The 25,571-nt window shown below is 43.0% G+C and carries 19 protein-coding genes; 6 read left to right on the top strand and 13 right to left on the bottom strand.

Translation table 11 applies throughout. The features are described from left to right. Positions 1-282: 282 nt before the first annotated feature. Both rne and HWQ37_RS06635 read left to right on the top strand, forming a co-directional pair. Positions 283-2,424 (top strand): ribonuclease E, encoded by a 2,142-nt coding sequence (rne, locus tag HWQ37_RS06640; RefSeq protein ID WP_292745132.1) that lies wholly within the window; start codon positions 283-285, stop codon positions 2,422-2,424. An 8-nt stretch (positions 2,425-2,432) separates the two neighbouring features. After that, positions 2,433-3,083, top strand: coding sequence for a ribonuclease HII (locus HWQ37_RS06635; RefSeq protein WP_292745131.1), 651 nt, complete (start codon positions 2,433-2,435; stop codon positions 3,081-3,083). Here HWQ37_RS06635 and HWQ37_RS06630 read toward each other — a convergent pair whose 3' ends face one another. Further along, a complete protein-coding gene (locus tag HWQ37_RS06630) occupies positions 3,084-3,671 on the bottom strand; it encodes a DUF1997 domain-containing protein (RefSeq protein WP_292745129.1) in 588 nt (195 codons plus the stop codon). A gap of 155 nt (positions 3,672-3,826) precedes the next feature. Between HWQ37_RS06630 and pheA the strand changes: the two genes are divergently transcribed. Continuing rightward, complete coding sequence (gene pheA / locus HWQ37_RS06625) at positions 3,827-4,717, top strand: prephenate dehydratase (RefSeq protein WP_292745127.1); 891 nt, start codon at positions 3,827-3,829, stop codon at positions 4,715-4,717. A 115-nt stretch (positions 4,718-4,832) separates the two neighbouring features. On the opposite strand, the gene HWQ37_RS06620 is transcribed toward pheA, so the two are convergent. From HWQ37_RS06620 to HWQ37_RS06580, 9 genes are all read right to left on the bottom strand, one after another. Beyond that, entirely contained in the window at positions 4,833-5,480 is a 648-nt protein-coding gene (locus tag HWQ37_RS06620; RefSeq protein WP_292745125.1) for an LON peptidase substrate-binding domain-containing protein, read from the bottom strand. A 184-nt stretch (positions 5,481-5,664) separates the two neighbouring features. Next, positions 5,665-5,982, bottom strand: a complete 318-nt coding sequence (gene rpsJ / locus HWQ37_RS06615; protein WP_008232935.1) for a 30S ribosomal protein S10 — start codon at positions 5,980-5,982, stop codon at positions 5,665-5,667. 327 nt (positions 5,983-6,309) lie between these two features. Beyond that, complete coding sequence (tuf, locus tag HWQ37_RS06610) at positions 6,310-7,539, bottom strand: elongation factor Tu (protein ID WP_292745123.1); 1,230 nt, start codon at positions 7,537-7,539, stop codon at positions 6,310-6,312. Between the two features lie 23 nt (positions 7,540-7,562). Then, positions 7,563-9,641 (bottom strand): elongation factor G, encoded by a 2,079-nt coding sequence (gene fusA, locus HWQ37_RS06605; RefSeq protein ID WP_292745121.1) that lies wholly within the window; start codon positions 9,639-9,641, stop codon positions 7,563-7,565. A 136-nt stretch (positions 9,642-9,777) separates the two neighbouring features. Beyond that, a complete protein-coding gene (rpsG, locus tag HWQ37_RS06600; RefSeq protein WP_094331156.1) occupies positions 9,778-10,248 on the bottom strand; it encodes a 30S ribosomal protein S7 in 471 nt (156 codons plus the stop codon). A 566-nt stretch (positions 10,249-10,814) separates the two neighbouring features. Then, positions 10,815-11,198 (bottom strand): 30S ribosomal protein S12, encoded by a 384-nt coding sequence (gene rpsL / locus HWQ37_RS06595; RefSeq protein WP_045868172.1) that lies wholly within the window; start codon positions 11,196-11,198, stop codon positions 10,815-10,817. Positions 11,199-11,296: 98 nt separating this feature from the next. After that, entirely contained in the window at positions 11,297-11,623 is a 327-nt protein-coding gene (locus HWQ37_RS06590; RefSeq protein WP_292745152.1) for a HesB/IscA family protein, read from the bottom strand. Positions 11,624-11,873: 250 nt separating this feature from the next. Beyond that, a complete protein-coding gene (locus HWQ37_RS06585) occupies positions 11,874-12,293 on the bottom strand; it encodes a cupin domain-containing protein (RefSeq protein WP_292745114.1) in 420 nt (139 codons plus the stop codon). 446 nt (positions 12,294-12,739) lie between these two features. After that, positions 12,740-14,812, bottom strand: coding sequence for a phosphodiester glycosidase family protein (locus HWQ37_RS06580; protein ID WP_465249673.1), 2,073 nt, complete (start codon positions 14,810-14,812; stop codon positions 12,740-12,742). Positions 14,813-15,594: 782 nt separating this feature from the next. Between HWQ37_RS06580 and HWQ37_RS06575 the strand changes: the two genes are divergently transcribed. Further along, positions 15,595-20,289, top strand: coding sequence for a glutamate synthase-related protein (locus HWQ37_RS06575; RefSeq protein WP_292745112.1), 4,695 nt, complete (start codon positions 15,595-15,597; stop codon positions 20,287-20,289). A gap of 574 nt (positions 20,290-20,863) precedes the next feature. Here HWQ37_RS06575 and HWQ37_RS06570 read toward each other — a convergent pair. Then, complete coding sequence (locus tag HWQ37_RS06570; protein WP_292745110.1) at positions 20,864-21,559, bottom strand: PPC domain-containing protein; 696 nt, start codon at positions 21,557-21,559, stop codon at positions 20,864-20,866. A 385-nt stretch (positions 21,560-21,944) separates the two neighbouring features. On the opposite strand from HWQ37_RS06570, the gene HWQ37_RS06565 reads away from it, so the two are divergent. Then, on the top strand, positions 21,945-22,082 hold the full coding sequence (locus HWQ37_RS06565) for a hypothetical protein (protein WP_292745109.1): 138 nt from the start codon (positions 21,945-21,947) through the stop codon (positions 22,080-22,082). Between the two features lie 228 nt (positions 22,083-22,310). On the opposite strand, the gene HWQ37_RS06560 is transcribed toward HWQ37_RS06565, so the two are convergent. Further along, positions 22,311-23,222 carry a polysaccharide deacetylase family protein gene (locus tag HWQ37_RS06560; protein ID WP_292745107.1) on the bottom strand — a complete coding sequence of 304 codons (912 nt, stop codon included), beginning with the start codon at positions 23,220-23,222 and terminating at the stop codon, positions 22,311-22,313. 1,317 nt (positions 23,223-24,539) lie between these two features. Between HWQ37_RS06560 and lepB the strand changes: the two genes are divergently transcribed. Then, complete coding sequence (gene lepB, locus HWQ37_RS06555; protein WP_292745105.1) at positions 24,540-25,112, top strand: signal peptidase I; 573 nt, start codon at positions 24,540-24,542, stop codon at positions 25,110-25,112. A 79-nt stretch (positions 25,113-25,191) separates the two neighbouring features. On the opposite strand, the gene HWQ37_RS06550 is transcribed toward lepB, so the two are convergent. After that, positions 25,192-25,571, bottom strand: a 380-nt coding sequence (locus HWQ37_RS06550; protein ID WP_292745103.1) for a ComEA family DNA-binding protein, incomplete at its 5' end; no start/stop codon positions are given.

The following is a 25,571-nucleotide window of genomic DNA, read 5'->3' as shown; positions in this document are numbered from 1 at the left end:
ATTGCTTAAACGATATGCAGCAGTTCTGGAATAATCAGCCGTAGAAACGCTCTAAAGAGCGCCAATAGCTATTTAACTTAGAAGCTCAGATTTGCGATTTTTATTACCAGTAGCGCCTTTTGAGGGTTGCGAGGGCAGCAAAAGTATAATATCAAACCGAGAAACAACTAGTAATTAAAACTGACGCGGAGACGCAAGTAGTTTTGAATTATTAAGTAATTAACCGGACTTGATATAACAAACCTCAAACCTGTAAGTGCTGCCAATTTTTGAGGAAATTGAATGCCAAAACAAATTATCATCGCGGAGCAGCACCAAATTGCTGCGGTTTTTTCTGAAGATCAAATACAGGAACTCGTTGTTGCTACGGGTCATCATCAAATAGGTGATATCTACTTAGGAGTAGTAGAAAACGTGTTGCCTGGGATAGATGCGGCTTTTGTCAATATTGGCGACCCAGAGCGTAACGGTTTTATTCACGTCACCGACTTGGGGCCATTGAAGCTCAAACGTACCGCCGCCGCAATTACAGAACTACTAGCACCACAACAGAAAGTTTTGGTGCAAGTAATGAAAGAGCCAACGGGGACAAAAGGACCCAGGCTCACGGGTAATATTACCTTACCCGGACGCTACGTAGTACTGATGCCCTACGGTAGGGGCGTAAATTTATCCCGGCGGATTAAAAGTGAAAGTGAGCGCAACCGCTTACGAGCGCTGGCGATTTTGGTCAAACCGGCGGGAATGGGTTTGCTTGTGCGTACAGAAGCAGAAGGCAAGCCTGAAGAAGCGATTATGGAAGATTTGGAATTGCTGCAAAAGCAATGGGAGGCGATTCAGCAGGAAGCCCATTCCACCCGCGCTCCAGCACTCCTCAACCGAGACGACGACTTTATCCAGCGCGTATTGCGGGATATGTACGGCGCGGATGTCAATCGGATTGTCGTAGATTCTAGTACTGGTTTGAAGCGGGTTAAACAGTACTTGCAGAATTGGAGTGGCGGTCAAACACCGCAGGGATTGTTGATTGACCATCACCGCGATCGCTCGCCAATTTTAGAGTATTTCCGCATTACTGCTGCGATTCGAGAAGCCCTGAAACCAAGAGTAGACCTACCTTCTGGCGGTTACATCATCATCGAGCCGACGGAAGCATTAACCGTAATCGATGTTAACTCAGGTTCCTTCACGCGATCGGCAACAGCTAGAGAAACAGTTTTGTGGACAAACTGCGAAGCTGCTACAGAAATCGCTCGTCAGTTGCGTCTGCGGAATATTGCCGGGGTGATCGTCGTTGATTTTATCGATATGGAATCGAGACGTGACCAACTACAAGTTCTCGAACACTTTAATAAAGCACTCAAAGCAGACAAAGCTCGTCCCCAGATTGCCCAACTTACCGAACTAGGTTTAGTAGAACTGACCCGCAAACGTCAGGGTCAAAATATTTACGAATTGTTTGGTGAAACTTGCCCCACCTGTGGCGGTTTAGGACATACTGTGCGTCTCCCTGGAGAGATCGAAAACCGATTACCGATACCGGCAGAGACACCAGATCGCGAGCGTTTTGTATCTTTGCCTCACCGAGAACCACGTCAACCATCTGCCCGCATCCCGGAACCAAGAGAAACCTATGATGGATTTGGGGAAGCATTTGACGGCGACTCGGAATTGAGCAACCTCAATCTGATCAATCATCCTAGTTATCAAGAACTTAATGATAAGCGCCGTACCCGGACTCGCCGCAGTCGAATTGGTGTCAATGGGTTAAACGGGAAAGATGAAGCTCGGATTGTTCCCAATCCCCTGGCTTTTGTTAACGAGCAAGATTTAGACCTGGATGTAGAACCAGAAATAGGAGTTGCACCAGAAATTCCCTCGCCCACTCTTGGTAAACCTGGTTGGAGTGAAAGAGTAGAGCGCACTAAAATTATCAAGGCAGAACCAATTAAGCCAGTGGTAGAACCACCGGAGATTAGAACTGTAGAAATGAGCATCCAAGAACAGGATATATTTGCCTTGATGGGAATATCTCCTTTGGTGAAGTTAGAGCAAGAGGTTAAAAATACCAAGTCTGTGATTATTAATGTGATTCAGCCCGGTCAACAACCAACGACCCCAATTGAATCAACCTCAGAATCAACTATTGTCCCAAAAGCAATACCTGAAATAATCACTATTGCCCAAAAGGTAACACCTGAAATAACTGCAAGCAAAATACCGACACCAAAAGTTATTGAGCCAGAACAAAAATCTTTAATTGAAGAGACAACTGAACCATCGGAGTTGACTGTGAATCCTTCGGGACGCTTGTCTGCGAAAGCCGCCGCCGCGAATGAGATTGCAGATGAAAGTGAAGCTAATAGTAGCGCCACAGCCAGCCGTCGCCGCCGCCGTCGTTCCTCAGCGATCGAGGATAATTAATTTGCTTTATGGTAGAAACATCGCCAACGCCTTTGGAACAATCCACTTGGCTGGAGTTTTCTACCTTGTCAGAGATTCCAGGGTTGTTTGCAGGTGTTGATGAAGTAGGACGAGGCGCTCTATTTGGGCCTGTGGTGGCGGCAGCAGTGATCCTACCAGATAGCGCTTTGCCAATACTGATGGCCGCTAAAATCAAAGACAGTAAAAAGTTGTCTAGTTCTCGGAGAACTCAGCTAGCGCAACAAATTTGTGGGCTGGCTATAGACTGGAAAATTGGGTTTGCTTCTACTGCCGAAATTGACAAGATAAATATTTTGCAAGCAACGCTGTTAGCAATGAAGCGGGCTGTACTGAAGTTAAAGGTACAGCCCACACTCTGCTTGATTGATGGCAATCAGTCAATCAAAGATTTGCTATTGCCGCAACAAACAATAGTCAAAGGAGACGAGCGATCGCTCGCTATTGCCTCTGCTAGTATTGTCGCTAAGGTTTGGCGTGACGAACTGATAATGCGTTTAGCATTAAAATACCCTATGTACAATCTAGAAAGTAACAAGGGTTATGGTAGCCAGAGGCATTTGCTGGCTTTGCAACAATACGGGCCATCGCCCCTACACCGTCAGTCTTTTCGCCCTTGCCAAATCAAAATAGTTAAATAATTACTCAGCATTCAGGATTGGTAATTCAGCACTATCACTGTCAAGTCCTCTATCTTTGGTTTGTGATATCACCCAGTAGCGATAATCCATCAAAAGTTGATTCAATAACCGTTGTTTAACTGACAACAGCACGCTTTTAAGTAAACCATTGCCAGTAGCTTCTAAAATTGGCTTAGGAGTAAAGGAAAATGGCGGTGGGAAATCCACCATTACCTCTAAATCAGCCTTTCCTTGCAAGCGAGTGCCAGTGCTAAACTCTTTGGGAGATAAATACCCTTTTAAATTGAGAGTAAAACGCTGGTTAATATACTCGAAACCTAAAATTTCACAGTTTAGCGATCGCAAATAAATTATTCCATTTGATTCTGCCCATACTCTCATGTCTACAGTAGGTTGAATACTGAGTGACATAAAAGTAAGCGGACGCATTTTCAAGCGAAATACTTCCTCAGAAAGCTGCTGAATTCGGCTATTATCAACCAAAGCCTTAACCAGACGTTGAGGCTGACGTAAGTAGTGCTGAATGGGAATAGGCTGCTCTGGAACAGCGATTTCAACCGATTGGGAGGCAGTAAACCGAGTAGCCATGAACTGATTAAAATATCTGTTCCTTAATTTTAATATTTTTTAACAACTTAGTTTTGATTATTATAAAAGTAAAAAATTTATTGACTATAAAAATAATTAGCAAAAAGTTGGTACGCTCAGTTTACGCAAAAAACCCGCAACTCAAGGCTAAAGGTATGACTTTATCGATCGCACATTTAGGTCCTCCCGGCACTTATACAGAACAAGCAACTGTTTTTTATGTCAACTGGCTAACTAAAAGTACGGGAGTTGAAGCTACGTTATCTCCCTATCCTACTATCCCCCAATCACTGCACGCCGTTGCTAATGGTCAAGCTCACTTGGCTGTTGTGCCAGTGGAAAATTCTATTGAAGGGAGTGTGACTACAACAATGGATACACTATGGCAGTTGGATAGTTTGCGTATTCAGTTGGCTTTGGTATTACCCATTGCCCATACGTTAATTTCCTGCGCGTCTAATTTAGATCAAATTAAAACTGTTTACTCTCACCCGCAAGCTTTGGCACAATGTCAGGGATGGTTAGAGCGGTTTCTCCCAACTGTACAGATTATTCCCAGCAATTCCACAACCGAAGCACTACAGCGATTAGAGCAAGAGACAACAACGGCAGCGATCGCTTCTAGTAGAGCCGCTCAACTCTACAACCTGCCGATACTTGCTAGTGGTATCAACGACAATCCAGAAAACTTTACTCGTTTTTGGGTAGTAAGTCAGGGCGAAGCGGACGCTGGCTACCAGATATCAACAACACCTGCCAGTCACACATCACTGGCTTTTAGTATGCCCGCCAACACACCCGGAGCATTGGTCAAACCTTTACAAATATTTGCTCAACTAGGAATTAACCTCAGCCGGATTGAATCTCGTCCTACGAAGCGATCGCTAGGCGAATACTTATTTTTCATCGATTTAGAAGCAGATGGCAAGGAAGCAGAAATGCAATCGGCTTTAGCAGAATTAACTATCCACACCGAGATTTTAAAAATTCTTGGCGTTTACAATGTTTTGCCGATTAGCGCTGTTACTTCAGAAGTTAGGAGTTAGGAGTGAGGAGTTAGGAATAAATAACAAAAAATAAAAGATTGGCAACTTATAATTTATATTCCCTACCTAATAATTGATAACTCTTAACTCCTAACTCCTCACTTTTTTTGACTCTTCACTTTTCACTAAATGTATCTTTGAGAACAGCGCGAGCTGCCAAGTGATTCCGAGTAGAAGTTAAAATTTCTGCTTCCCGCTCTAGACGAGTTACAGTATCTTGCATTTCTAGCAATAATTGCTGCTCTGCGGCGACACCATAAAGGTTGCTGGCTACCCAATAAGATAACTCTGTAGGTAGATCGGGTAAATCTTCTGGCAGTTCAATATTTTGTTCGGTTAATTTAGATGACAAACGTACAACATCTCGTAGTAATTGTTCTACTTCAGTTGATAAAGGTCGCAAATCTTTAGTCGGTGGTTGGTCTTCAATCCATTCAACTAAGCCAACGCGGTATGGCTTTTCACGAACATACTCTAAGACACGAAATCTTTGCTGCCCTAAAGTCATCATCTTGATCCGATCGTCTGGCAACCTTTGGTGATGAATGATTTCGGCACAGCAACCAGTGTTTGCAATTGTACCTTTGACTGGATCAAACATCAAAACACCGAACCTGCGATCGCTCTCCAAAATCGTGTTCATCATGATTCGGTAGCGAAATTCAAAGATATGCAGGGGTAATGGCCTGGTAGGAAACAGAACTACTTCGGGTAACGGGAACAGAGGTAGTTCACGAACTGCAATTTTAGAAGATGATGTCATTGTTACTTTGGTATAAACTTAATCTTTAAAATTTCTTTTTCTCTGCTTTTCCCGTACTTTGTCTACATTCTATCATTTGTTTCCTAGCTAAATAAAAGCCCTGAGATATATTTCTTCAGGGCTGTGTAAATATTAATACTAGTGTTATTTGTCCTTTGTCATTTGTTAATGACCAATGACTAAATTAAAGTTTGACTTCGATATCTACGCCCGATGGTAGATCCAATTTCATCAGAGCATCAATAGTCTTAGAAGAAGGCTGATAAATGTCAATAATCCGGCGATGAGTACGGGTTTCAAAGTGTTCCCGTGAATCTTTATCTACGTGAGGCGATCGCAGCACACAATAGATCCGGCGTTTTGTTGGTAAAGGAATTGGGCCTATGGCTGTAGCGTTGGTGCGGTTAGCTGTGTCTACAATCTTCTCGCAAGATGTATCTAGTAAGCGCCTGTCAAAGGCTTGTAAGCGAATTCTAATCTTCTGCTGCTGTAGAGTTGCCATCTTTAATTTTCCAGGTTCTGCGTAATTAGGGGAGTATTTACAGGGTGAACTACTCAGACTTGCCTACGGCTGAAGTCCGAGCTTCCCAATTCATCGGGAATAGCCTCAAAAACTCCGTAGTTTTTTTGGTATTACATTCCCTCCAAGGGCAGGAGTCCTGGTTCCCAAGACCGAAATCTTTCTCTTGTGACACGTACCTATGGAGCTTGGTTTTCGCTTATGGCATTGGTGGTCAAGATACTACTTATTAGCTTATTTATAGAGGGAAGAGAAAGGAGCAGAGAGGCATTATACCATCTCTGCTCCTTTGTTATGAGCCAAAAGGTGCTACTTGATAATTTTGGAGACGACACCAGCACCGATAGTGCGACCACCTTCACGGATAGCGAAGCGCATTCCCTGTTCAATAGCGATCGCATTGATCAATTCTACTGTCATCTTGATGCGATCGCCTGGCATCACCATTTCTACTTCTTTGCCTTCATCGGAGGTGTAGGCTTTGATAGTACCAGTTACATCGGTTGTCCGCACGTAGAATTGGGGACGGTAGCCAGCGAAAAATGGAGTCTTACGACCACCTTCTTTTTCTGTTAGGACGTACACTTCACCTTCAAATTCATTGTGAGGTTTAATTGAACCTGGTTTGGCAATTACCATACCCCGTTCAATATCAGCCTTCTGGATACCCCGGAGTAATACGCCAGCGTTATCCCCAGCCATACCTTGCTCAAGACTCTTCTTGAACATTTCAATCCCAGTTACGGTAGTTGCGCGAGTATCTCTGATACCCACTAGTTCAACGTTATCGCCAACTTTGACTATACCCCGTTCAATCCGACCAGTGGCGACAGTACCACGACCTGTAATTGAGAACACGTCTTCTACAGCCATCAGGAAGGGTTTATCAACATCCCGCTCAGGAGTGGGGATGTAAGAATCTACAGCATCCATCAATTCGTAGATTTTGTCTACCCAAGGATTTTCACCGCGTTGGGTCTTAGGATTCTTAGTCATTGCTTCTAGAGCTTGCAGACCAGAGCCTTTGACAATGGGGATGTCATCGCCAGGGAAATCGTAGCTGCTTAACAGTTCTCTAAGTTCTAGTTCTACCAGTTCCAAAAGTTCTGGGTCATCCATCAAATCTTCTTTGTTCAAGAAGACAACCAGACTGGGAACGCCTACCTGTTTTGCCAACAGGATGTGTTCGCGGGTTTGGGGCATGGGTCCATCGGTAGCAGCTACTACGAGGATACCTCCGTCCATTTGGGCAGCACCGGTGATCATGTTCTTCACATAGTCAGCGTGTCCTGGACAGTCTACGTGAGCATAGTGCCGACTTGCAGTTTCATACTCTACGTGAGCGGTATTAATGGTAATACCCCGTGCCTTTTCTTCTGGGGCATTATCAATTTGGTCGTAGCCCTTAGCTACAGCCTGACCCATAGCTGCCAAGGTCATGGTGATGGCTGCTGTCAAGGTAGTTTTACCGTGGTCAACGTGGCCAACTGTACCGATATTGATGTGGGGTTTATTCCTTTCAAACTTTGCGCGTGCCATGAATCCTCATTTCCTTATTTTAACTAAGCGTTCCCTTTGCTTTTTGCAATGATAGTTTCAGCTACGCTGCGAGGCACCTCTTCGTAGTGGCTGAACTCCATCGTGAAGGTACCCCGACCTTGGGTTTTTGACCTGATATCAGTGGCGTAGCCAAACATACTCGCCAGTGGAACTTTAGATGTTACCTTAGCGAGTCCCTTTTCGGTGCTTTGGCTTTCAATCTGCCCTCGGCGGGTGTTGAGGTCGCCAATGACATTTCCCATATAGTCTTCAGGAACTTCAACTTCAACTTTCATCATAGGTTCTAAGATGACAGGTGAAGCTTTCAGCACAGCCTCTTTCATCGCCATTGAGCCAGCGATTTTAAAAGCCATTTCTGAAGAGTCTACATCGTGGTATGACCCATCAATTAGCGTCGCTTTAACGTCAATCAATGGATATCCAGCTAGAACACCAGATTCGCAGCTTTCTTTCATCCCTTGTTCTGCGGGGCCAACGTACTCTTTAGGTACTGTACCGCCAGCAATTTTAGAAACGAATTCAAAGCCACTACCGGGTTCTCCAGGCTCCAAATTGATCACAACGTGACCGTATTGACCTTTACCACCACTTTGGCGGATGAATTTGCCCTCAACTTTGTTCACAGCTTTCCGAATTGTTTCTCGGTAAGCTACTTGTGGCGCACCTACATTCGCTTCCACCTTGAATTCTCGTAACATCCGGTCTACTAGAATTTCTAGGTGTAGCTCTCCCATCCCGGCGATCACGGTTTGGTTTGTTTCGGGATCGACGCGGACTCGGAAGGTGGGGTCTTCTTCTGAGAGAGATTGCAGAGCCTTGGACAGCTTGTCCATGTCGTTCTTGGTTTTGGGTTCAACCGCCACCGAGATCACAGGCTCAGGAATGAATAGGGATTCCAGAATTACTGGCGATCCTTCATCACAGAGCGTGTCACCTGTTAAGGTGTCTTTCAATCCCAGAGCTGCTCCCAAATCACCTGCTCGCAGTTCATCGACATCTTGCCGATCGTCTGCCTTCATCAGAACTAAGCGGGAAATCCGTTCTTTTTTATTCTTACTAGCGTTGAGAACGTAGCTGCCCTTTTTCAGGACACCAGAATAAACGCGAACAAATGTCAGGCGACCGTAAGGGTCAGCCATAATCTTGAATGCCAGAGCCGCTAGGGGTTCGTTGTCATCAGCCCGCCGCTCAATAGCATCGCCATTGGGCAGTAAGCCTTGAATTGGTGGTACTTCACTTGGCGCTGGTAGGTAATCGACAACGGCATCTAGCATCAACTGCACGCCTTTGTTTTTGAATGCCGAACCACAAAGTACTGGTACAATTGTCCCCGCAATTGTGCCTTTACGCAGGGCAGTCCGAACTTCCTGTTCTGTAAGTTCTTCGCCCTCGAAGTACTTAGCCATCAGAGCATCATCGGTTTCTGCCGCAGCTTCTATTAACTTGGTGCGGAATTCGTCTACCTGGGCTTGCAATGCTTCCGGGATATCGGTTTCCTGGATATCGGTGCCTTGGTCATTTGCGTAAATATACGCACGTTGCCCTACTAGGTCAACGATCCCTTGGAAGTCGTTTTCACTACCAATTGGTAGTTGAATGGCGATCGCATTCGCCCGTAGGCGATCGCGGATTTGCTCGTGAACTTTATAAAAGTTCGCTCCGGTGCGATCCATCTTGTTGATAAAGGCTATCCGAGGAACTTTGTAGCGTTCTGCTTGCCGCCACACTGTCTCAGACTGCGGTTGCACGCCGCCCACAGAACAAAATACTGCGATTACACCATCCAACACGCGCATGGAACGCTCAACTTCAATTGTGAAGTCTACGTGACCCGGAGTATCGATAATGTTAATTTGATGATCTTTCCAACTGGTACTGATCGCAGCAGCAGTGATGGTAATTCCCCGCTCTCGCTCCTGCTCCATCCAGTCTGTGACGGCAGTTCCTTCATGAACTTCGCCTATTTTATGAATTATCCCAGAGTAAAATAATATTCTCTCTGTTGTTGTTGTTTTGCCCGCATCTATATGCGCCGCAATACCAATGTTGCGTACTTTCTCTAGCGGGATCGTGCGTGCCACAGCTACCTCCTATAGTTTTTGCCTCATGATATCTTGTATATTACTCTTTGTTAAGATTCTATACTTTTACGGAAAACCGTCTTTTTTGTAAATCCACGATATACCGCTTCGGCAAGGCGATATATCGCTTTTTTACTTAGTAACGATAATGTGCGAATGCTTTGTTAGCTTCCGCCATCCGGTGCGTTTCTTCACGTTTCCGAATAGCATTGCCAGTTTCGTTGGCAGCATCCATTAACTCATTTGCCAATTTGCTGGCCATTGTCCGGCCTGGCCTAGAGCGGGAATATTGCACTAACCAACGCAGTGCTAGGGTAGTGCCGCGTTCTGTACGCACTTCCATTGGTACTTGGTAGGTTGCTCCACCAACTCGCCGAGCCTTTACTTCTACTAGAGGCGTGGCATTTCGCACTGCTCTTTCAAAGGTTTCTAAGGCACCGTTACCAGTGCGTTCCTCAATAGTTTTCAATGCTTCATAAACAATTCGTGCGGCAAGTGATTTTTTGCCATGACGCATGATCCGTCTGATAATCATGCTCACAAGGCGACTGTTATATACGGAGTCAGACGGAACTGGGCGCCTTTGAATAACACCACGACGAGACATACTTCACCTTTAATTCGGAATTGGCAACGAAATTATATGCTATCAGACACCGGAAACTAAAAGCGGTAGAACCCAACCCTCAGACTTCCTCAATTTTTTCGACCGTTGCAGCAAGGCTGACTTAATTTACTGCCAATTTTTGACTTTTGATTTTTGATTTTGGATTAAAAGTTTTCAGTATATATTCCGATCGCAAGGATCTGAACAAATCAAAAGTCTCTAAGCCTAATTCCCTTGTGGGTTCGACTAATCCAAAACCGCAAACCCTTCGACTGAGGTAGCCGAAGTCTAAAATCTAAAATTGTTTGATCTGCTACCTGCAACTAAATACTCAAGGCGACAAGATTATAAACTTTAATGTTCAGATGAGAAATTAGCTGTAGATTACAGCATTCTCTTCAGAACTCCTACACTTGCTCGCTTAGTGTAGATGTAGCTTGATTTTTTGAACAGACTTTAGCAGCCTTTCTAACTACTCTTAGAACAAAGACGGCGCTCCTGCTTTTGCCCTTCGGCGTTTTTAAGGTAGACGATTAATCGTGTTGGATGCGATTAATCGTCTAATCCTATTTTTTCGCTGCTTTGGGACGCTTGGTTCCATACTTGGAACGGCCTTGCTTGCGGTCTTTGACTCCGGCTGTATCTAAGGTGCCACGGATAATGTGGTATCTCACGCCTGGTAAATCCTTAACCCGACCGCCACGAATCATCACAACTGAGTGTTCTTGTAAGTTGTGACCAATGCCTGGAATGTAAGCTGTGACTTCAAATCCAGAGGTAAGTCTGACTCTTGCTACTTTACGTAGGGCTGAGTTAGGCTTTTTTGGTGTGGTCGTGTATACTCTGGTACAAACTCCCCGACGTTGGGGACATTGTTTCAAAGCAGGGGACTTGGTTTTCTGACGCGCTTGTTCGCGCTCATTTCGTATTAGCTGCTGTATTGTTGGCATGAGTTACAGCGCGTAAAGCTGCTTATGGTCTAAGTTTTAACAAATCCTGATTATATCTTTTTTTACCGCTTTCTGTCAATTCTTCTTTGATCGATAAGTTAATGATTATTAATGTAGAAAGAATTGCCACAACTACAAGTAGCGATCGCCTGGGGATTGTGGAAGCGAAAACCACCGCCCATTAAGTCTTCTGAATAATCCACCCTCAAACCGTTGAGGTAATTTACGCTTGTGGCATCTATAACTACTTGAATCTCATCCAAGTCGAAAACCTGGTCGCCAACTTTTATGGCTTCATCGAAGGACATATCATAAAATAACCCAGAGCAACCACCTGGTTTGACTGCCAATCGAAACAAGATATTTGGCTGCTTGGACTTGATTCGCCCAATCTCACTTATGGCTGCTTGACTCAGATGAATCATCGAACTCGTTTTTTGCAATTGAATATCCCATCTTTCATTTTACAGATGGTTGACCCTTGCTTGGGCAAAATTCTAAATCATCGAAGGCATGAGCGCGATCGCTATTACTACATTTATAACACTAATATGATTCAGTCCCCACCTGAACTAGGTAGGGACTTCTGGGGTGCAATGGTTCGTTAACAAAGACGATTTGCACAAAAAATGTATTCAGCTTTGGAATTAGAGCTTTAATAGCGTTTTTTTGGTTTTAATCCTTGGTACGGGCATAATCATCTTGGTAGCGGATAATATCATCTTCTCCCAAGTATTCGCCATTTTGGACTTCAATCAATACCAAGGGGATCACGCCAGGATTTTCTAAACGATGAGATGTACATTGAGGTACATAAGTTGACTCATTATTACTCAGTAGTACTTCTTTCTCGCCACAAACTACTCTAGCTGTACCAGAGACGACAATCCAATGTTCACTGCGGTGATGGTGCATTTGTAGACTGAGGCGGTGTCCAGGCTTAACTTCGATGCGCTTAATTTTGTATCCGCGCCCTTCTTCCAAAACTGTAAAAGCACCCCAAGGACGTAATTCAGTTGCAGCAATGCCCCTAGAGGTGATGGTTGGAGGTAGATGTAGAGTTTCAGTCTGTGTAGTTTCTTGATATCGAGCCATAGTTACCTCATTTGAAGACATAACAAACCGTTGGTACTCTTAACTATTGATAAGAAATCTGGCGCTATCTTGCAACCTTGAAAATCAGCAATCTTGTCGCACTTTGATAAACATAGCAAAATCAAACCTTATGGTGTAAACCATCACTACTAAAACTCTGATGTCTACACCAACTCTTCATCAAGCAAAATGACAGCTTGTTCTAAACTTTAAAAAAGTGACTGGGGATTGGGCGTTAGGAGTGCTGTTAGCGGAAGCGGGGCGTTTAGCCCGTGCTGAGTGCTGAGTTAGGAGTGCTGAGTGCTGAGTGCTGAGTTAGGAGTTTTATTTATCTCCTTGTCTCCCCTGCCTCCCCTGCCTCCCCTGCTTCCTCATCTCCCTTATCTCCCTTGTCTCCCTTGTCTCCCCTACCTCCCCTGCTTCCTCATCTCCCTTATCTCTATTCCCTATTTTCTGGGTTGGAGGAAAATACCAATTCCATTATGAACACGAGCAGCAGTACTGGGCGAGCGATCGAGTAGTTGCCCTCCTAAATAAAGGCTGGTAGAACTACCGCCGTCTAAATTTAGGGCATCTACACAGCCCATTAGTTGCATCAACTGGGCGTGTTCTGCCAAATTAGGCCCATAACCCCCGACACGATTATGTGTGGCAGTAATCATCAGTGTGCCTGTTGCCGTTGTGCAAATACCGCTACGAATAGCTTTTTCGGCAATAAAGGCATTGCTGAACTTTTCACCTTTGGCATCAAGGACAATTTGACGGTTTTGAACTAATAGGGGTCCTGCTCCGATAATGTGGGGATAACGACTAAAATCAACTGGAGCAGTTGTGCTGGAAATACTTACGGCGCTTCCAATAGGTAGTTGTGAGGCAGCATTAGCAGCGTTAGCGCGTAAAGTTAGCAGGTAGCCATCCTGGGGAATGGGAACTGCTGTCGCACCAACTTTGCCACCTGGTAACTGATTGGTAATTTGGTCTTTCTGTACCACTAGGATAATTTCGTTATCTGTCAGGGGCGTGTAAGTTAATCCCCAAGCTTGAGTATAACGAGCAATGCCACTCTGGACGTAGCCACTGTTGAGAAACAAAATTGGTAGACGTTGGTTGTTTGCTGTAATTAAAGTTTCTTCTAAGGTGAGACGACCAAAGTAAAATTGGCCTGAATCATTCCAAGCGATCGCACCTCGATTCAGAATGGGGCCTGATAACCACTGATTATCCCGACGAATCGCACCTAATGGCAATCTGTTATTGCGGTTAAAATAACCACCGTTAATTCCAGCTACTGCTAAGTAACGTTGTGCTGTTTGAATTAAGGGAGCAGTACCCGCAAGCCCATCAGGACTAGCCCACATGGGTTTCAAGGTTAGCCCAAATTTACGGGGGTTAACTTCTAACCAGACTACCGGAAAGCGTTCTGTGCCTAAGTTGACATAATGCTGTCGCCAGCGCAATCCTGGGGACCAAGTAATATCTCGCTCTTCTAAAGGATCGGGTCGAATATCGATAATCAAGCGATTGGGGTTAGCTACACTAGTAACTTGAGGCGATAGACCAAAGGGAACGCTCAGACTAATAATCGTTTGGTTTTTCACCACCTCCACTTTTTGAATCAGAGGTTCAGGGGCTGGTGGTGTTGGTTGTGTTGGTGTCGCTGGTAATAATTGTTTGAGCAGGTTTGGCAGCAATGGTGGTGCTGCTGGTGGCTGCGGGGTATAGCGTTCTATCAAAACAGGATCGGCTATTCCATCCAGAGTTACTGTCCACTGTCGATTTGGCGGTGTAGTGGGTTTGGGAGTTGCTGTGTCTGGATCGGAAGATGGAGTTTGGGGTTTGGCGATCGCTGACCCTTGTGCAATTTGCCAGGGAGTGGGACGATCTAAATTGACAAGAATCCGAGCTTGTTGCAAAGGGGCACTCGCTTCTGGAGGTTCCTGACTCGGAACAATATTTGTGATTTGGGTTTTTGGGGTAGCAATTACCAAAGTGTTGCCATTAACTTGAATCTGCCATCCAGATGTTTGAGCAAAATTAGTAATATCCAGATAGCGATATGCTCCTAGCAGCTTGGTGGCTAATACCAATGGCTGTGTCACCGACGAAAACCACTGTATTGGTTGCTTCGCCCAATTACTACTGTTTAAGAAATTTATTCCAATTAATTGCCTGAATGCTCCGTCACTAAGATGAGTTGTCACCTGACCAGATTTTCCAGGTCGCTGCAACCAAGTTCCTGGTAAAGTACGACCATTGAGGAAAATTTGATTACCAGAGGATGCTACATCTGTTAAAGGAGGTGCAGGTGATTGTGAGATTATGGGTATTAATTTGGTAATTTTCGGGGACTCCTGGGCGTTGGCAGCACAAGTAGTCGTTAAGCACAATATTGTTAAAACTATTGGTGACACAGTAGCCCGAAAAAATCTGCGTAGGCGCAGCCCGTCGTAGACATCGCCCTTAGCTTTAGCGGAGCCATCCCTAATCCCTGATTGGCAACAATTCGGCATTTTTACCATAATTTACTAGGTACTTTTGAAAACTATCACCCAAGGTATAAACTAACCAATTATTTGGAAATATAAAGAAAACATGACTTTACTTTTGAATAAATATGATAGTCTATATATTCGCTAGTTATATCTTTTAAACACAGATTAATTTCTTGAGACGCTAAAGCCACTGCAATCAAGTGTTTTAACTTCCACTAATTTTAACCACACCATAATACGGTAGTTTTGGTTATCAAAACTGGATTAAAATGTTTAATCCTAGCTGAACGTTGCTATTGTGATTACTTCAGTAATATCTAGTTAATAGTGATACAAGCGGCAACTGTAAGCGGCTAAGTTCTAGATAACAACAAAAATATTTGGGAATTGTCAAATGGGTATATATTGTAATACGCTGATTTTATTGCTGGATCGGGATGACTTTGGCTTTAAAACGTAATACAGCGTTTAATTTTATTTAGTTTTGTTTCAGGTGAGCCAAAAAAATAGGCTCGGTAAATAGCTAGCGTGCATCTGGAAAAAGGGATTGAGAAAATACTTAACTTCAAAATATAAAAAAGAAACTGTCAGGGCAAAAATAATGTCTTGGCGGAGGTAGCTTGTCTAACACCGCATAAACACATAAAAACACGCAATTATTTTAACACGGGGGAACTGATAAAGTAAAACCGAAGTTAAAATTTTTTTCCCTAAATTTCGGTGCTTATATATTTTCCATCGCTGAAATTAGAAATTTTTTCCCACAATGTAGTGGCAAAATTGGTAACTCAATACTTCAGGAACAGGGTATGAATAATAAACCGATGAATCAAGACCAACAAATCACGGCGGATATCAACTCAAGAGATACCTATCAGGGGCAAAAGTGGTTAGTAGAAGAACGAGATGCCTGTGGTGTAGGTTTTATTGCTCATCGCCAGAATCATACCAGCCACGAAATTGTCGAAAAAGCCTTAGCTGCTTTAACCTGCTTAGAACACCGGGGAGGTTGTAGCGCCGATCGTGACTCTGGTGATGGTGCTGGAGTATTGACAGCAATCCCTTGGGAGTTGTTCCAAGAAGACTTTGCCCAAAGGGGGAAGGAATTTCCATCTAGCGATAATATAGCTGTGGGGATGATATTTCTACCACAAGACCAAGAAGCTGCACAAAAAGCTAGGGCGACAGTTGAGCAAGTAGCTGTTGAAGAAAAATTGATTGTACTGGGTTGGCGAGTAGTGCCAGTGCAACCTGATTTACTGGGGATACAAGCAAGAGAAAATCAACCCCAGATTGAACAAGTTTTGTTAGCTTCTGTTGACAAAAGCGGCGACGAATTGGAACGGCAGTTGTACATTACCCGCCGCCGAATTAGTAAAGTTGCAACCAATATCTCAGAAGAATTTTATATCTGCTCCTTGTCAAGTCGCACAATTGTTTACAAAGGCATGGTGCGTTCCGCCGTTTTGGGCAACTTTTATAACGATTTAAAAAATCCAGCTTACAAAAGCGCCTTTGCTGTCTATCACCGCCGCTTTAGTACGAATACAATGCCCAAGTGGCCTCTAGCGCAACCGATGCGGCTTTTGGGTCACAACGGCGAAATCAATACTTTATTGGGTAACATCAACTGGATGATGGCACGAGAAGCTAGCCTGAATCATCCAGTGTGGAATAATCGCATCAAAGAACTTAAGCCCTTAGTTCACATTGATAACAGCGACTCAGCTACCCTAGACAACGTAGTAGAATTACTGGTTTGCTCTGGACGCACCCCCTTGGAAGCTTTAATGATTATGGTTCCAGAGGCTTACCAAAATCAGCCTTCTTTACGTGAATATCCCGAAATTGTTGATTTTTACGAATATTACAGTGGTTTGCAAGAAGCTTGGGATGGGCCAGCGCTTTTAGTATTCAGCGATGGCAAAAAAGTTGGTGCAACCCTAGATCGTAATGGTTTAAGACCGGCTCGTTATGTGATCACCAAAGATGATTACATTGTTGTAGCTTCGGAAGCTGGTGTAGTAAACTTCCCAGAAGCCGATATTGTCGAGAAAGGTAGACTCGGACCAGGGCAAATGATTGCCGTGGATTTAGAAAATCATGAAGTGCTGAAAAATTGGGATATAAAGGGGCGCATTGCCAAGCAGCACCCTTATGGGGAATGGCTGCAACAGCACCGTCAAGAACTGAAAGAAATTGTTAGTAGTCAGTCGTTATTAACAAATGGCAATGGCAAAGGACAATTGACAAATGACCAAGGACAATTGACTATTGACAAGCAAACCTTACTTCAGCGTCAAACTGCCTTTGGCTACACCACAGAAGATGTAGAAATGGTGATTCATCCAATGGCGAGGGAAGGTTCGGAGCCAACTTTCTGCATGGGTGATGATATTCCCTTAGCAGTGCTGTCACAAAAGCCCCACCTACTTTATGACTATTTTAAACAGCGCTTTGCTCAGGTGACAAACCCAGCGATCGATCCCCTGCGAGAAAAGCTAGTGATGTCTCTGAAAGTCGAACTGGGTGAACGGGGGAACTTATTAGAACCCAAGCCAGAATATGCCCGGAGATTGAAGCTTGAATCGCCAGTGTTAACGGATAGTGAATTAGAGGCAATTAAGCTGTCAGGATTTGCCACAGCTGAGTTGTCAACCTTATTTGCGATCGCTAGCGGCCCAGAAGGATTAAAAGCCGCAGTGCAATCTTTGCAAGCACAAGCAGCAGAGTCAGTCCGGGCAGGTGCGAAAATTTTAATATTAAGCGATCGCGATCGGGTGAATGACAGTATCAACACCGAACATACCTACATTCCTCCCCTATTAGCAGTGGGTGCGGTGCATCACCATCTGATTCGGGAAGGGTTGCGAATGAAAACATCCCTGATTGTCAATACTGCTCAATGCTGGAGTACCCATCACTTTGCTTGTCTGATTGGCTATGGTGCTGGCGCAGTTTGCCCGTATATGGCTTTAGATACGGTGCGTGATTGGTGGTCTGATCCCAAAACTCAAAAGTTAATGGGTGTGCAAAAAATTCCCACCCTCAGCCTAGAACAAGCTTTAGGAAATTATCGTAAAGCAGTAGAGTCAGGTTTGCTCAAAATTCTCTCCAAAATGGGAATTTCTCTACTCTCCAGCTATCAAGCAGCCCAAATCTTTGAAGCAATTGGCATTGGTGGAGATCTAATCGAACTGGGATTTCGGGGTACGACTTCCCGCATCGGTGGTTTGAGTGTAAGCGAACTTGCTGATGAAGTACTTTCCTTCCACAGCAAGGCTTTCCCAGAACTTACGACCAATAAGTTAGAAAACCTCGGCTTTGTGCAATACCGTCCTAACGGCGAGTACCACATGAATAGCCCAGAAATGGTTAAGGCGCTGCATAAGGCTCTAGATGGCAAAAACTACGACCACTACGAAGTTTACAAAAAGCACCTCGAAGGCAGACCAGTAACAGCCTTGCGCGACTTGCTAAATTTCCAAGGCGATGCTTTGCAAATTCCTCTAGAAGAAGTGGAATCGGTATATGAAATAGTCAAACGCTTCTGCACTGGTGGGATGTCTTTAGGCGCTTTGTCAAGAGAAGCCCATGAAACTTTAGCGATCGCCATGAACCGCATCGGCGGTAAATCCAATTCTGGCGAAGGTGGCGAAGATCCAGTCCGCTACACAGTTTTAGATGATGTAGACGAGTTTGGTCACTCGCCAACCCTACCTCATTTAAAAGGATTGCGGAATGGCGATCAAGCTTATAGCGCCATTAAGCAAGTTGCATCGGGGCGCTTTGGTGTCACACCAGAGTACCTCGTCAACGCCAAACAAATTGAAATCAAAATTGCCCAAGGTGCTAAACCTGGGGAAGGTGGACAGCTACCAGGGCCGAAAGTCAGTCAATACATTGCAATGTTAAGGCGTTCCAAACCAGGCGTAATGCTGATATCGCCACCACCGCATCACGATATTTATTCTATTGAAGACCTAGCGCAACTGATTTTTGATCTGCACCAAATCAATCCCAAAGCAAAGGTGTCGGTAAAGCTAGTTGCAGAAGTTGGCATTGGCACGATCGCAGCTGGTGTAGCAAAAGCAAATGCTGATATCATCCAGATTTCTGGTCATGATGGTGGTACAGGTGCATCGCCACTCAGTTCGATTAAACACGCTGGTTCACCGTGGGAACTCGGTTTAAGTGAAGTGCATCGCGTTTTGATGGAAAATGGGTTGCGCGATCGCGTAATTTTGCGCGTCGATGGCGGACTCAAAAGTGGCTGGGATGTGGTAATAGGTGCATTGATGGGCGCTGAAGAATTTGGTTTCGGCTCCATCGCTATGATTGCCGAAGGCTGTATTATGGCACGAGTTTGCCACATGAATACCTGCCCGGTGGGTGTTGCTACTCAGAATGAACAACTCCGTAAGCGGTTTCCCGGAATACCAGAAAAAGTTGTCAACTTCTTCTACTTCATAGCCGAAGAAGTGCGGAGTTTATTAGCCCGACTTGGCTATCGTTCTTTATCAGAAATAATTGGACGTGCAGATTTATTAAAACTGCGCCCAGAGGCAAAACTCACCAAAACGCGATCGCTCAATCTCGACTGTTTACTTCAGCTACCAAACAGCAAAGACAATCGTAGTTGGTTGGTGCATGAAGAAGTTCACAGCAACGGTGTGGTTTTAGATGACAAATTCCTTGCCGATCCCGAAATTCAGGCTGCCATTAGAGATCAGTCTAGTGTCATCAAGACTTACCCAATTGTCAATACTGACAGAACAGTGGGTACAAGATTAGCAGGTGCGATCGCTTCTAAATACGGTGATAGTGGCTTTGAAGGACAAATTAATCTCAACTTCACAGGTAGTGTTGGGCAAAGCTTTGGTGCTTTCAACCTCCCCGGCGTAATTTTGAGTCTGGAAGGAGAAGCCAACGACTACGTAGGTAAAGGGATGCATGGTGGTGAAATCATCATCAAACCTCCAACCGATGCTACCTATAACGCATCACAAAACGTCATAGTTGGCAACACCTGCCTTTATGGTGCTACTGGTGGAATATTATTTGCCAACGGACTAGCAGGAGAACGCTTTGCTGTGAGAAACTCCAAAGGCATCGCCGTGATTGAAGGCGCTGGGGATCACTGCTGCGAATACATGACAGGCGGTGTGATTGTCGTCCTCGGCAAAGTGGGACGTAACGTCGCCGCCGGTATGACTGGTGGACTCGCATATTTCTTGGATGAAGACGACTCATTTCGTGAGTTAGTCAACCCAGAAATTGTTACAATTCAGCGCGTAATTACAGAAGTAGGTGCAAAACAACTGCAAGAGTTAATCCAAACTCATGCAGAACGCACCAGTTCACCAAAGGCGAAGAAAATTCTGCAAAACTGGCAAGAATTTCTGCCGAAATTCTGGCAATTAGTTCCTCCTTCTGAAGCTGATAGTCCAGAAGCCAATCCTGAAAAAAAAACAACTGAGTTCAGTTTAGTCAGCAGTCATTAAGAGACTGACAACAAATAAATTATCCAATCTTGTGAGGCTGGCTGAAAAGCCATTGGTGTCAAGTTAAGCCAGAAATAGCTTAACTGTGGGCTTCCTGATCCGCCCTGAACTGAAGTTCTTTGGCTTTCAGGTAAAGTCATCTAAAGATGACTAAATATCTGGATCTTTAGTCATCTTTAGATGACTTTTGCTATTAGCAAGGAACTTCAGTTCCTTGTGGGACATAACTTTCACGTTAACTTAGACACCAATGGCAACATGAGCGCACTATGGACTGGGCGCTCATGTTGCTCACCCCACAAGAATTAATTGGATATTTTTTTATTTGGAAGTCCCTAAACCCGGTTTTGTATGACAATGGTTCTCATATCCCGAATGATATGTTACATCCTAATTAGCAAAATACCCCAAGAGAAATACCCTTGAGGTATAAGCATAATTGTTTAAGAATATAAACTTTATTCTTAAACAATTATTCACTCTCCCCGGCAAAATCGACGAAAACCTTGATTTATCGTTGAGAGGTGGGGAGGAGTGTAAACGGTTACATCCTTTCAGAAAACAGAGTCTACTGTTACACAGCTGCTACTGACACAGTGTAATTGGTATTGTTACCGGCGAAGGACGAAACCCTTGCATAGTAGATGTCTGGTGTTAAGCTCGTAGTAATCGAATCCGGTGTAGTGCCACTATTAATGGAAGAACCAAGGAAACTTTGATTGCCCCTATACAGTGTGAGATCGGCATCTGCTGCTAGATTGTTAATCTGCACTTTATAATTTCCGCCTTCGCTGACACTAAATTGGTAGTAATCGAATTGATCGCTACTGCCAACAAAATCATTTTGGAATCTGGAAATGTTGCTACCAAACTCACCAAGGTCAAACGCAGTGCCAAAGGTATTCCCTGGGTCAATACCTGCACCCGATCCTGTAAAACCTATATTGTAGCTGGTGTTGGAACCACCAAAAGGATAAACTCTTGCATAGTAGGTTCCTGCACTTAAGTTGCTACTAATTGAATCATTAGCAGTGCCACTCCTGATAGAACTTTGAATAACATTTCCAAAGCCATCAAGTAATTGTAAGTCGGCATCTGCCCCCAACCCTGATAAGGTAACACTAAAGTTACTACTATTGGACAAAGTAAAACGATAGTAGTCATTAGGGTCACTAGAACCTACAAATTCATTGGTGAAGTTAAAGTTATAGCCGCCACTTGCATTACCAAGATTATATGCAGTTTGCACGGAGTTACCGGGATCTCGCATAATGAACAATCTCCTTTTAATGGTGTATTTAGAAGTCAAGTCTGAAGCTTATATCCTATGAAAGCTCTCTGCACTGTTGAAAACTTCGTGCCGCTTCATAGAATTATTAGTAATAGCTTTCCTCAACCTGATGAGGTACGTTTTCAAAGCTACTAACCTTGCGAACAAAAATTTTAGTCTACCTCAGTAGACTAGGAAACTCTATATCAGGAACAAAAACATTGAGTCTAACTCAGTAGACTAGGAAACTCTATATCAGGATTGGGGATTAATTAAAATCCACTTTATAAATATAAAATCATTTTTTTTACTTTCAAAACAAAAAATAAAAGTTTATTTTTTATTGTTTTCTGATTTGATGTACCTTAAGCTATTACAACAAATTATGTATACCAATGCAAGCTATAAAAAATACTTATTTTATCCCGAACAGTTCAAAAATGATCCAAGTTTCGATCGCGTTGGACGGGTTCGCCGACTTGTTCGTGCTGCTTCTCCCACAAGGAGAAGCAACTGGCATTAGGTGTCGTACTCAAACAGAGATTAGTCTTTTTATCTCAAGCATTCTCGGCTGGCAATTATAATCTATATTATGTCTGCTGGTTAGATAATTCTGAATACAAAATTATCATAAGCAATAAATGGGCGATCGCTCTTTGGAAAAAAAGTTTTTGGTTTACTGCTAGGGGCGAAAACAGCCACTTTAACCAAAAAATATAATTTTATTTTTTAGCCAATTACTAATTAATAATTATTGCTTTTTATTAGCAAGCAACTTTTTGTCTGCATCTTCCATTTCTAAAATTTCTGGAACAGTCACAAAACGATAGCCTTGCTTTCTAAAATTGCTAATAATTTCTGGTAATGCTTGTATAGTTTTGGAACGGTTTCCACCACCATCATGCATTAGTACAATACCACCAGGTTTTGAATCTTTAATCACGTTATCGATTAACTTTGGTACAGGTGGCTGCTTGTAGTCTGTGGAGTCAGCTGACCACATTACCACAGCATATTTTTGGCCTTTAGCATAAGCAGCTAATCCATTGTGCAGGAAGCCACCAGGCGGTCGAAAGAGATTTGTTTTAACACCTGTAACTTGATATATTAAGTCTTCTGTGCGATCTATTTCAAAAGCAGCAGCTTGTGGATTTAAGAAGTGATACCAGTGATGCCAAGTGTGGTTGGCAATGACGTGACCTTCAGCGACAATCTGCTTTCCTAACTCTGGATAATTTTTCAGGTTCTGCCCAACGACAAAAAACGTCCCTTTGATATTATTTGATTTCAGAATATCTAGCACTTGCTCTGTGCTTTGAGGCCAAGGGCCATCATCAAAGGTGAGAGCAATAACTTTTTCACCCTGGGTCAGTTTTGCCTCTTCAATTATTGCTCCTTGAAAACGTGGCGCTAAAGGGTAGCCTAGACCCTTTGTTTGTGCTTCTTGCTGCCAACTTGTAAGCATCGCCGCCTTTAAGTTCTCAATGCGGTGCTGAGTTCCTACGTTTGCAGATACATCCTTGATATCTATACTTTGTCTACTTTGAGCCTCTGAAGCATTTGGTCTTAGAAGCATCATAAAAGCAAGACTAAAAACACCACCTAATGCAAGTAGCGCAATTAATATTCCTTCTGGCCACAGAAACGACTTATTGTTTTCCACCTCATACTCCTTCAAAGATCGAACCATCTCACGGTTATGACGGTACGTTATAGCACATTTTTATTAGATATTTAGATACCAGATACTTTCTGGTAATCATGAAAATTGAAATAGGTACTAACGGAAATTCAGAATTGATCAGACCGGCTATATTGCTTTAACTGAAATCTATATGCCTAGATTTGGACAGTGCTGAATATACAATACTTGGTACTGTTTTATTTCAACCTAGTCATAAAAGCCAAGGTCTGCACTTCCACATTCTTACCGCTAGCTCTAAGAAGGAGAGGAACACAATCAAATAATTAACCACACCCCAAAATCCTTTTAAATAGGAGTTATGAATTAGTTGCTGTTTTTCACTTCACCGTGAAGGCAGCATTATCCTTTCAAGTTTTATCGCTTTTCAAATAAGATGAATTAAGCTGTCATGCCGACAATTTGCGTTTTTCGCAGACTGAAGTTTTTATAGCCAGACTTTCTAACAGGAAATCTGTATAATTTACAACTTAAGTAAATTGTTTGATTAACATACAAAACTACTTACGCGGGGCGGGGTATTTTTCCAAAAAGAGTCTGGTAAACTATTAGTTCTATTCTTGATAGGATATATTTTACTGCCTGTTGCTATTGTTTCCTTTTTAAGAAAAAGTTAAATTTTCAACTGACATAATATTACCTTGTACTTTCTATGAAATAGACCAGACGAAAATTGATTCAATATAGTTTCTCATTGCCAAGGGGCATTTATTCTTTAATCTAGTCACTTTTGACTCATTCAGCAAAAATAGTTATATCAGCACTTTAGTTATCTTTCGGATGCTGATACTTTAGCCAAAATTGCTAGTAGCTTTCTGTCTATGAATGTTTTTCTCGATAATTCAGGATGTTTATATCTTAATTAATAGTACAGTTTAATATGCACTGTCACCGTGTAATTACGGAAATTAATTCCATATATATAGTTAACTGATTAAAATCACAATAGTATGGCATCTATTTATGAAGCATTAAAATCTACATTTAAATTTTAAACGTAGTATTTTTTACTATAAACATTGTATTCACTAGATTGTTGTATTTAAAAATACACTTATACCTTGACTAATTTTATGTAATGTCACTTAATAATACAGAGCAAAATATATTTTGTTGCAACTCAAGCTTTAGTGAGACTGCCCTCTGCTTTTTTGTAGTAAAGTGTATTATTTAATATCTGTATAGGTTGACCCTAAACTCTGTTTTCCTATTAATATACCTTTTGAGTCAAAATAATCAAAGTATTTGTCTCATTTCTGAAACTGGCTAAAAACTTTTATGATTCCTCACGAAAGTGATGCAAAAGAAGAGCGTGCGTCGTTAAAAGTATGGCGTAGTTGGCAAGAAAATCTGATTTTAATTGCGATCGCACTGTGTTTAGCATTCCTGATCAGGACTTTTATCGCCGAACCGCGCTATATACCTTCTGATTCGATGTTACCCACCTTACATACTGGCGATCGCTTGGTAGTTGAAAAAATCTCCTACCATTTTCACCCTCCGATAACTGGGGATATTATTGTTTTTCAGCCACCCGCAGAATTACAACGTCGAGGATATCCCAAAGACCAAGCGTTTATCAAGCGAGTTATTGGCCAGCCTGGTGAGGTAATTAGTGTTGCTTCTGGTAAAGTTTACCTCAACGGTCAAGCCTTGGCAGAAGACTACATCGCTGAACCTCCAAATCAGCCATATCAACCAGTAAAAGTCCCAGAAGACGAATTTTTTGTTATGGGAGATAATCGCAACGATAGTAACGATTCTCGCTATTGGGGCTTTTTACCCAGAAAAAATGTCATCGGTCGGGCAACGTTTCGCTTTTGGCCTCTCGATCGCATTGGTTTTATTTAATCAATTTTAGATTTTGGATTTTTCTTTCAATCCAAAATTGCCAGAGTTAGGAGTTATTTTAAGACTTCTAACTTTTAACTTAAAACCTCAAATAATACATTATCTGAGCGATCGCATCACCAGTTAACTCCAGCCGTCGTTGAAAATCAGCCAGGTTACGATAAGAGCCGCCTGATTGCCGATTTTGCACCACAGCTTGCGCCAGAGACAAATCTATAAATGGAATTTGTGCTAATTTTTCAACTGTTGCTGTGTTCGGGTTAACTAAATGGGTAGGATTTTCTAAAGATTCGTGGTCATAGTAAATAAAATTCAGCAGAGGCTTTAATGGCTCTAGGCGCGGCGCTGGTATGCCCAAAGCCGCAGCAATATCTTCAATACAGTAAAATTTCACACCCGAATGTGAAAGTTCCACAAGCGATCGCGCTTGATGAATTGACAAACCTGGTAAGCGTAACC

This window comes from Nostoc sp. NMS4 (assembly GCF_017115095.1).
In the GTDB taxonomy this organism is placed as follows: Bacteria; Cyanobacteriota; Cyanobacteriia; order Cyanobacteriales; family Nostocaceae; genus Nostoc.
Note: the sequence above shows the minus strand (reverse complement) of the source record. Positions and strands in the feature narration are given on the sequence as shown.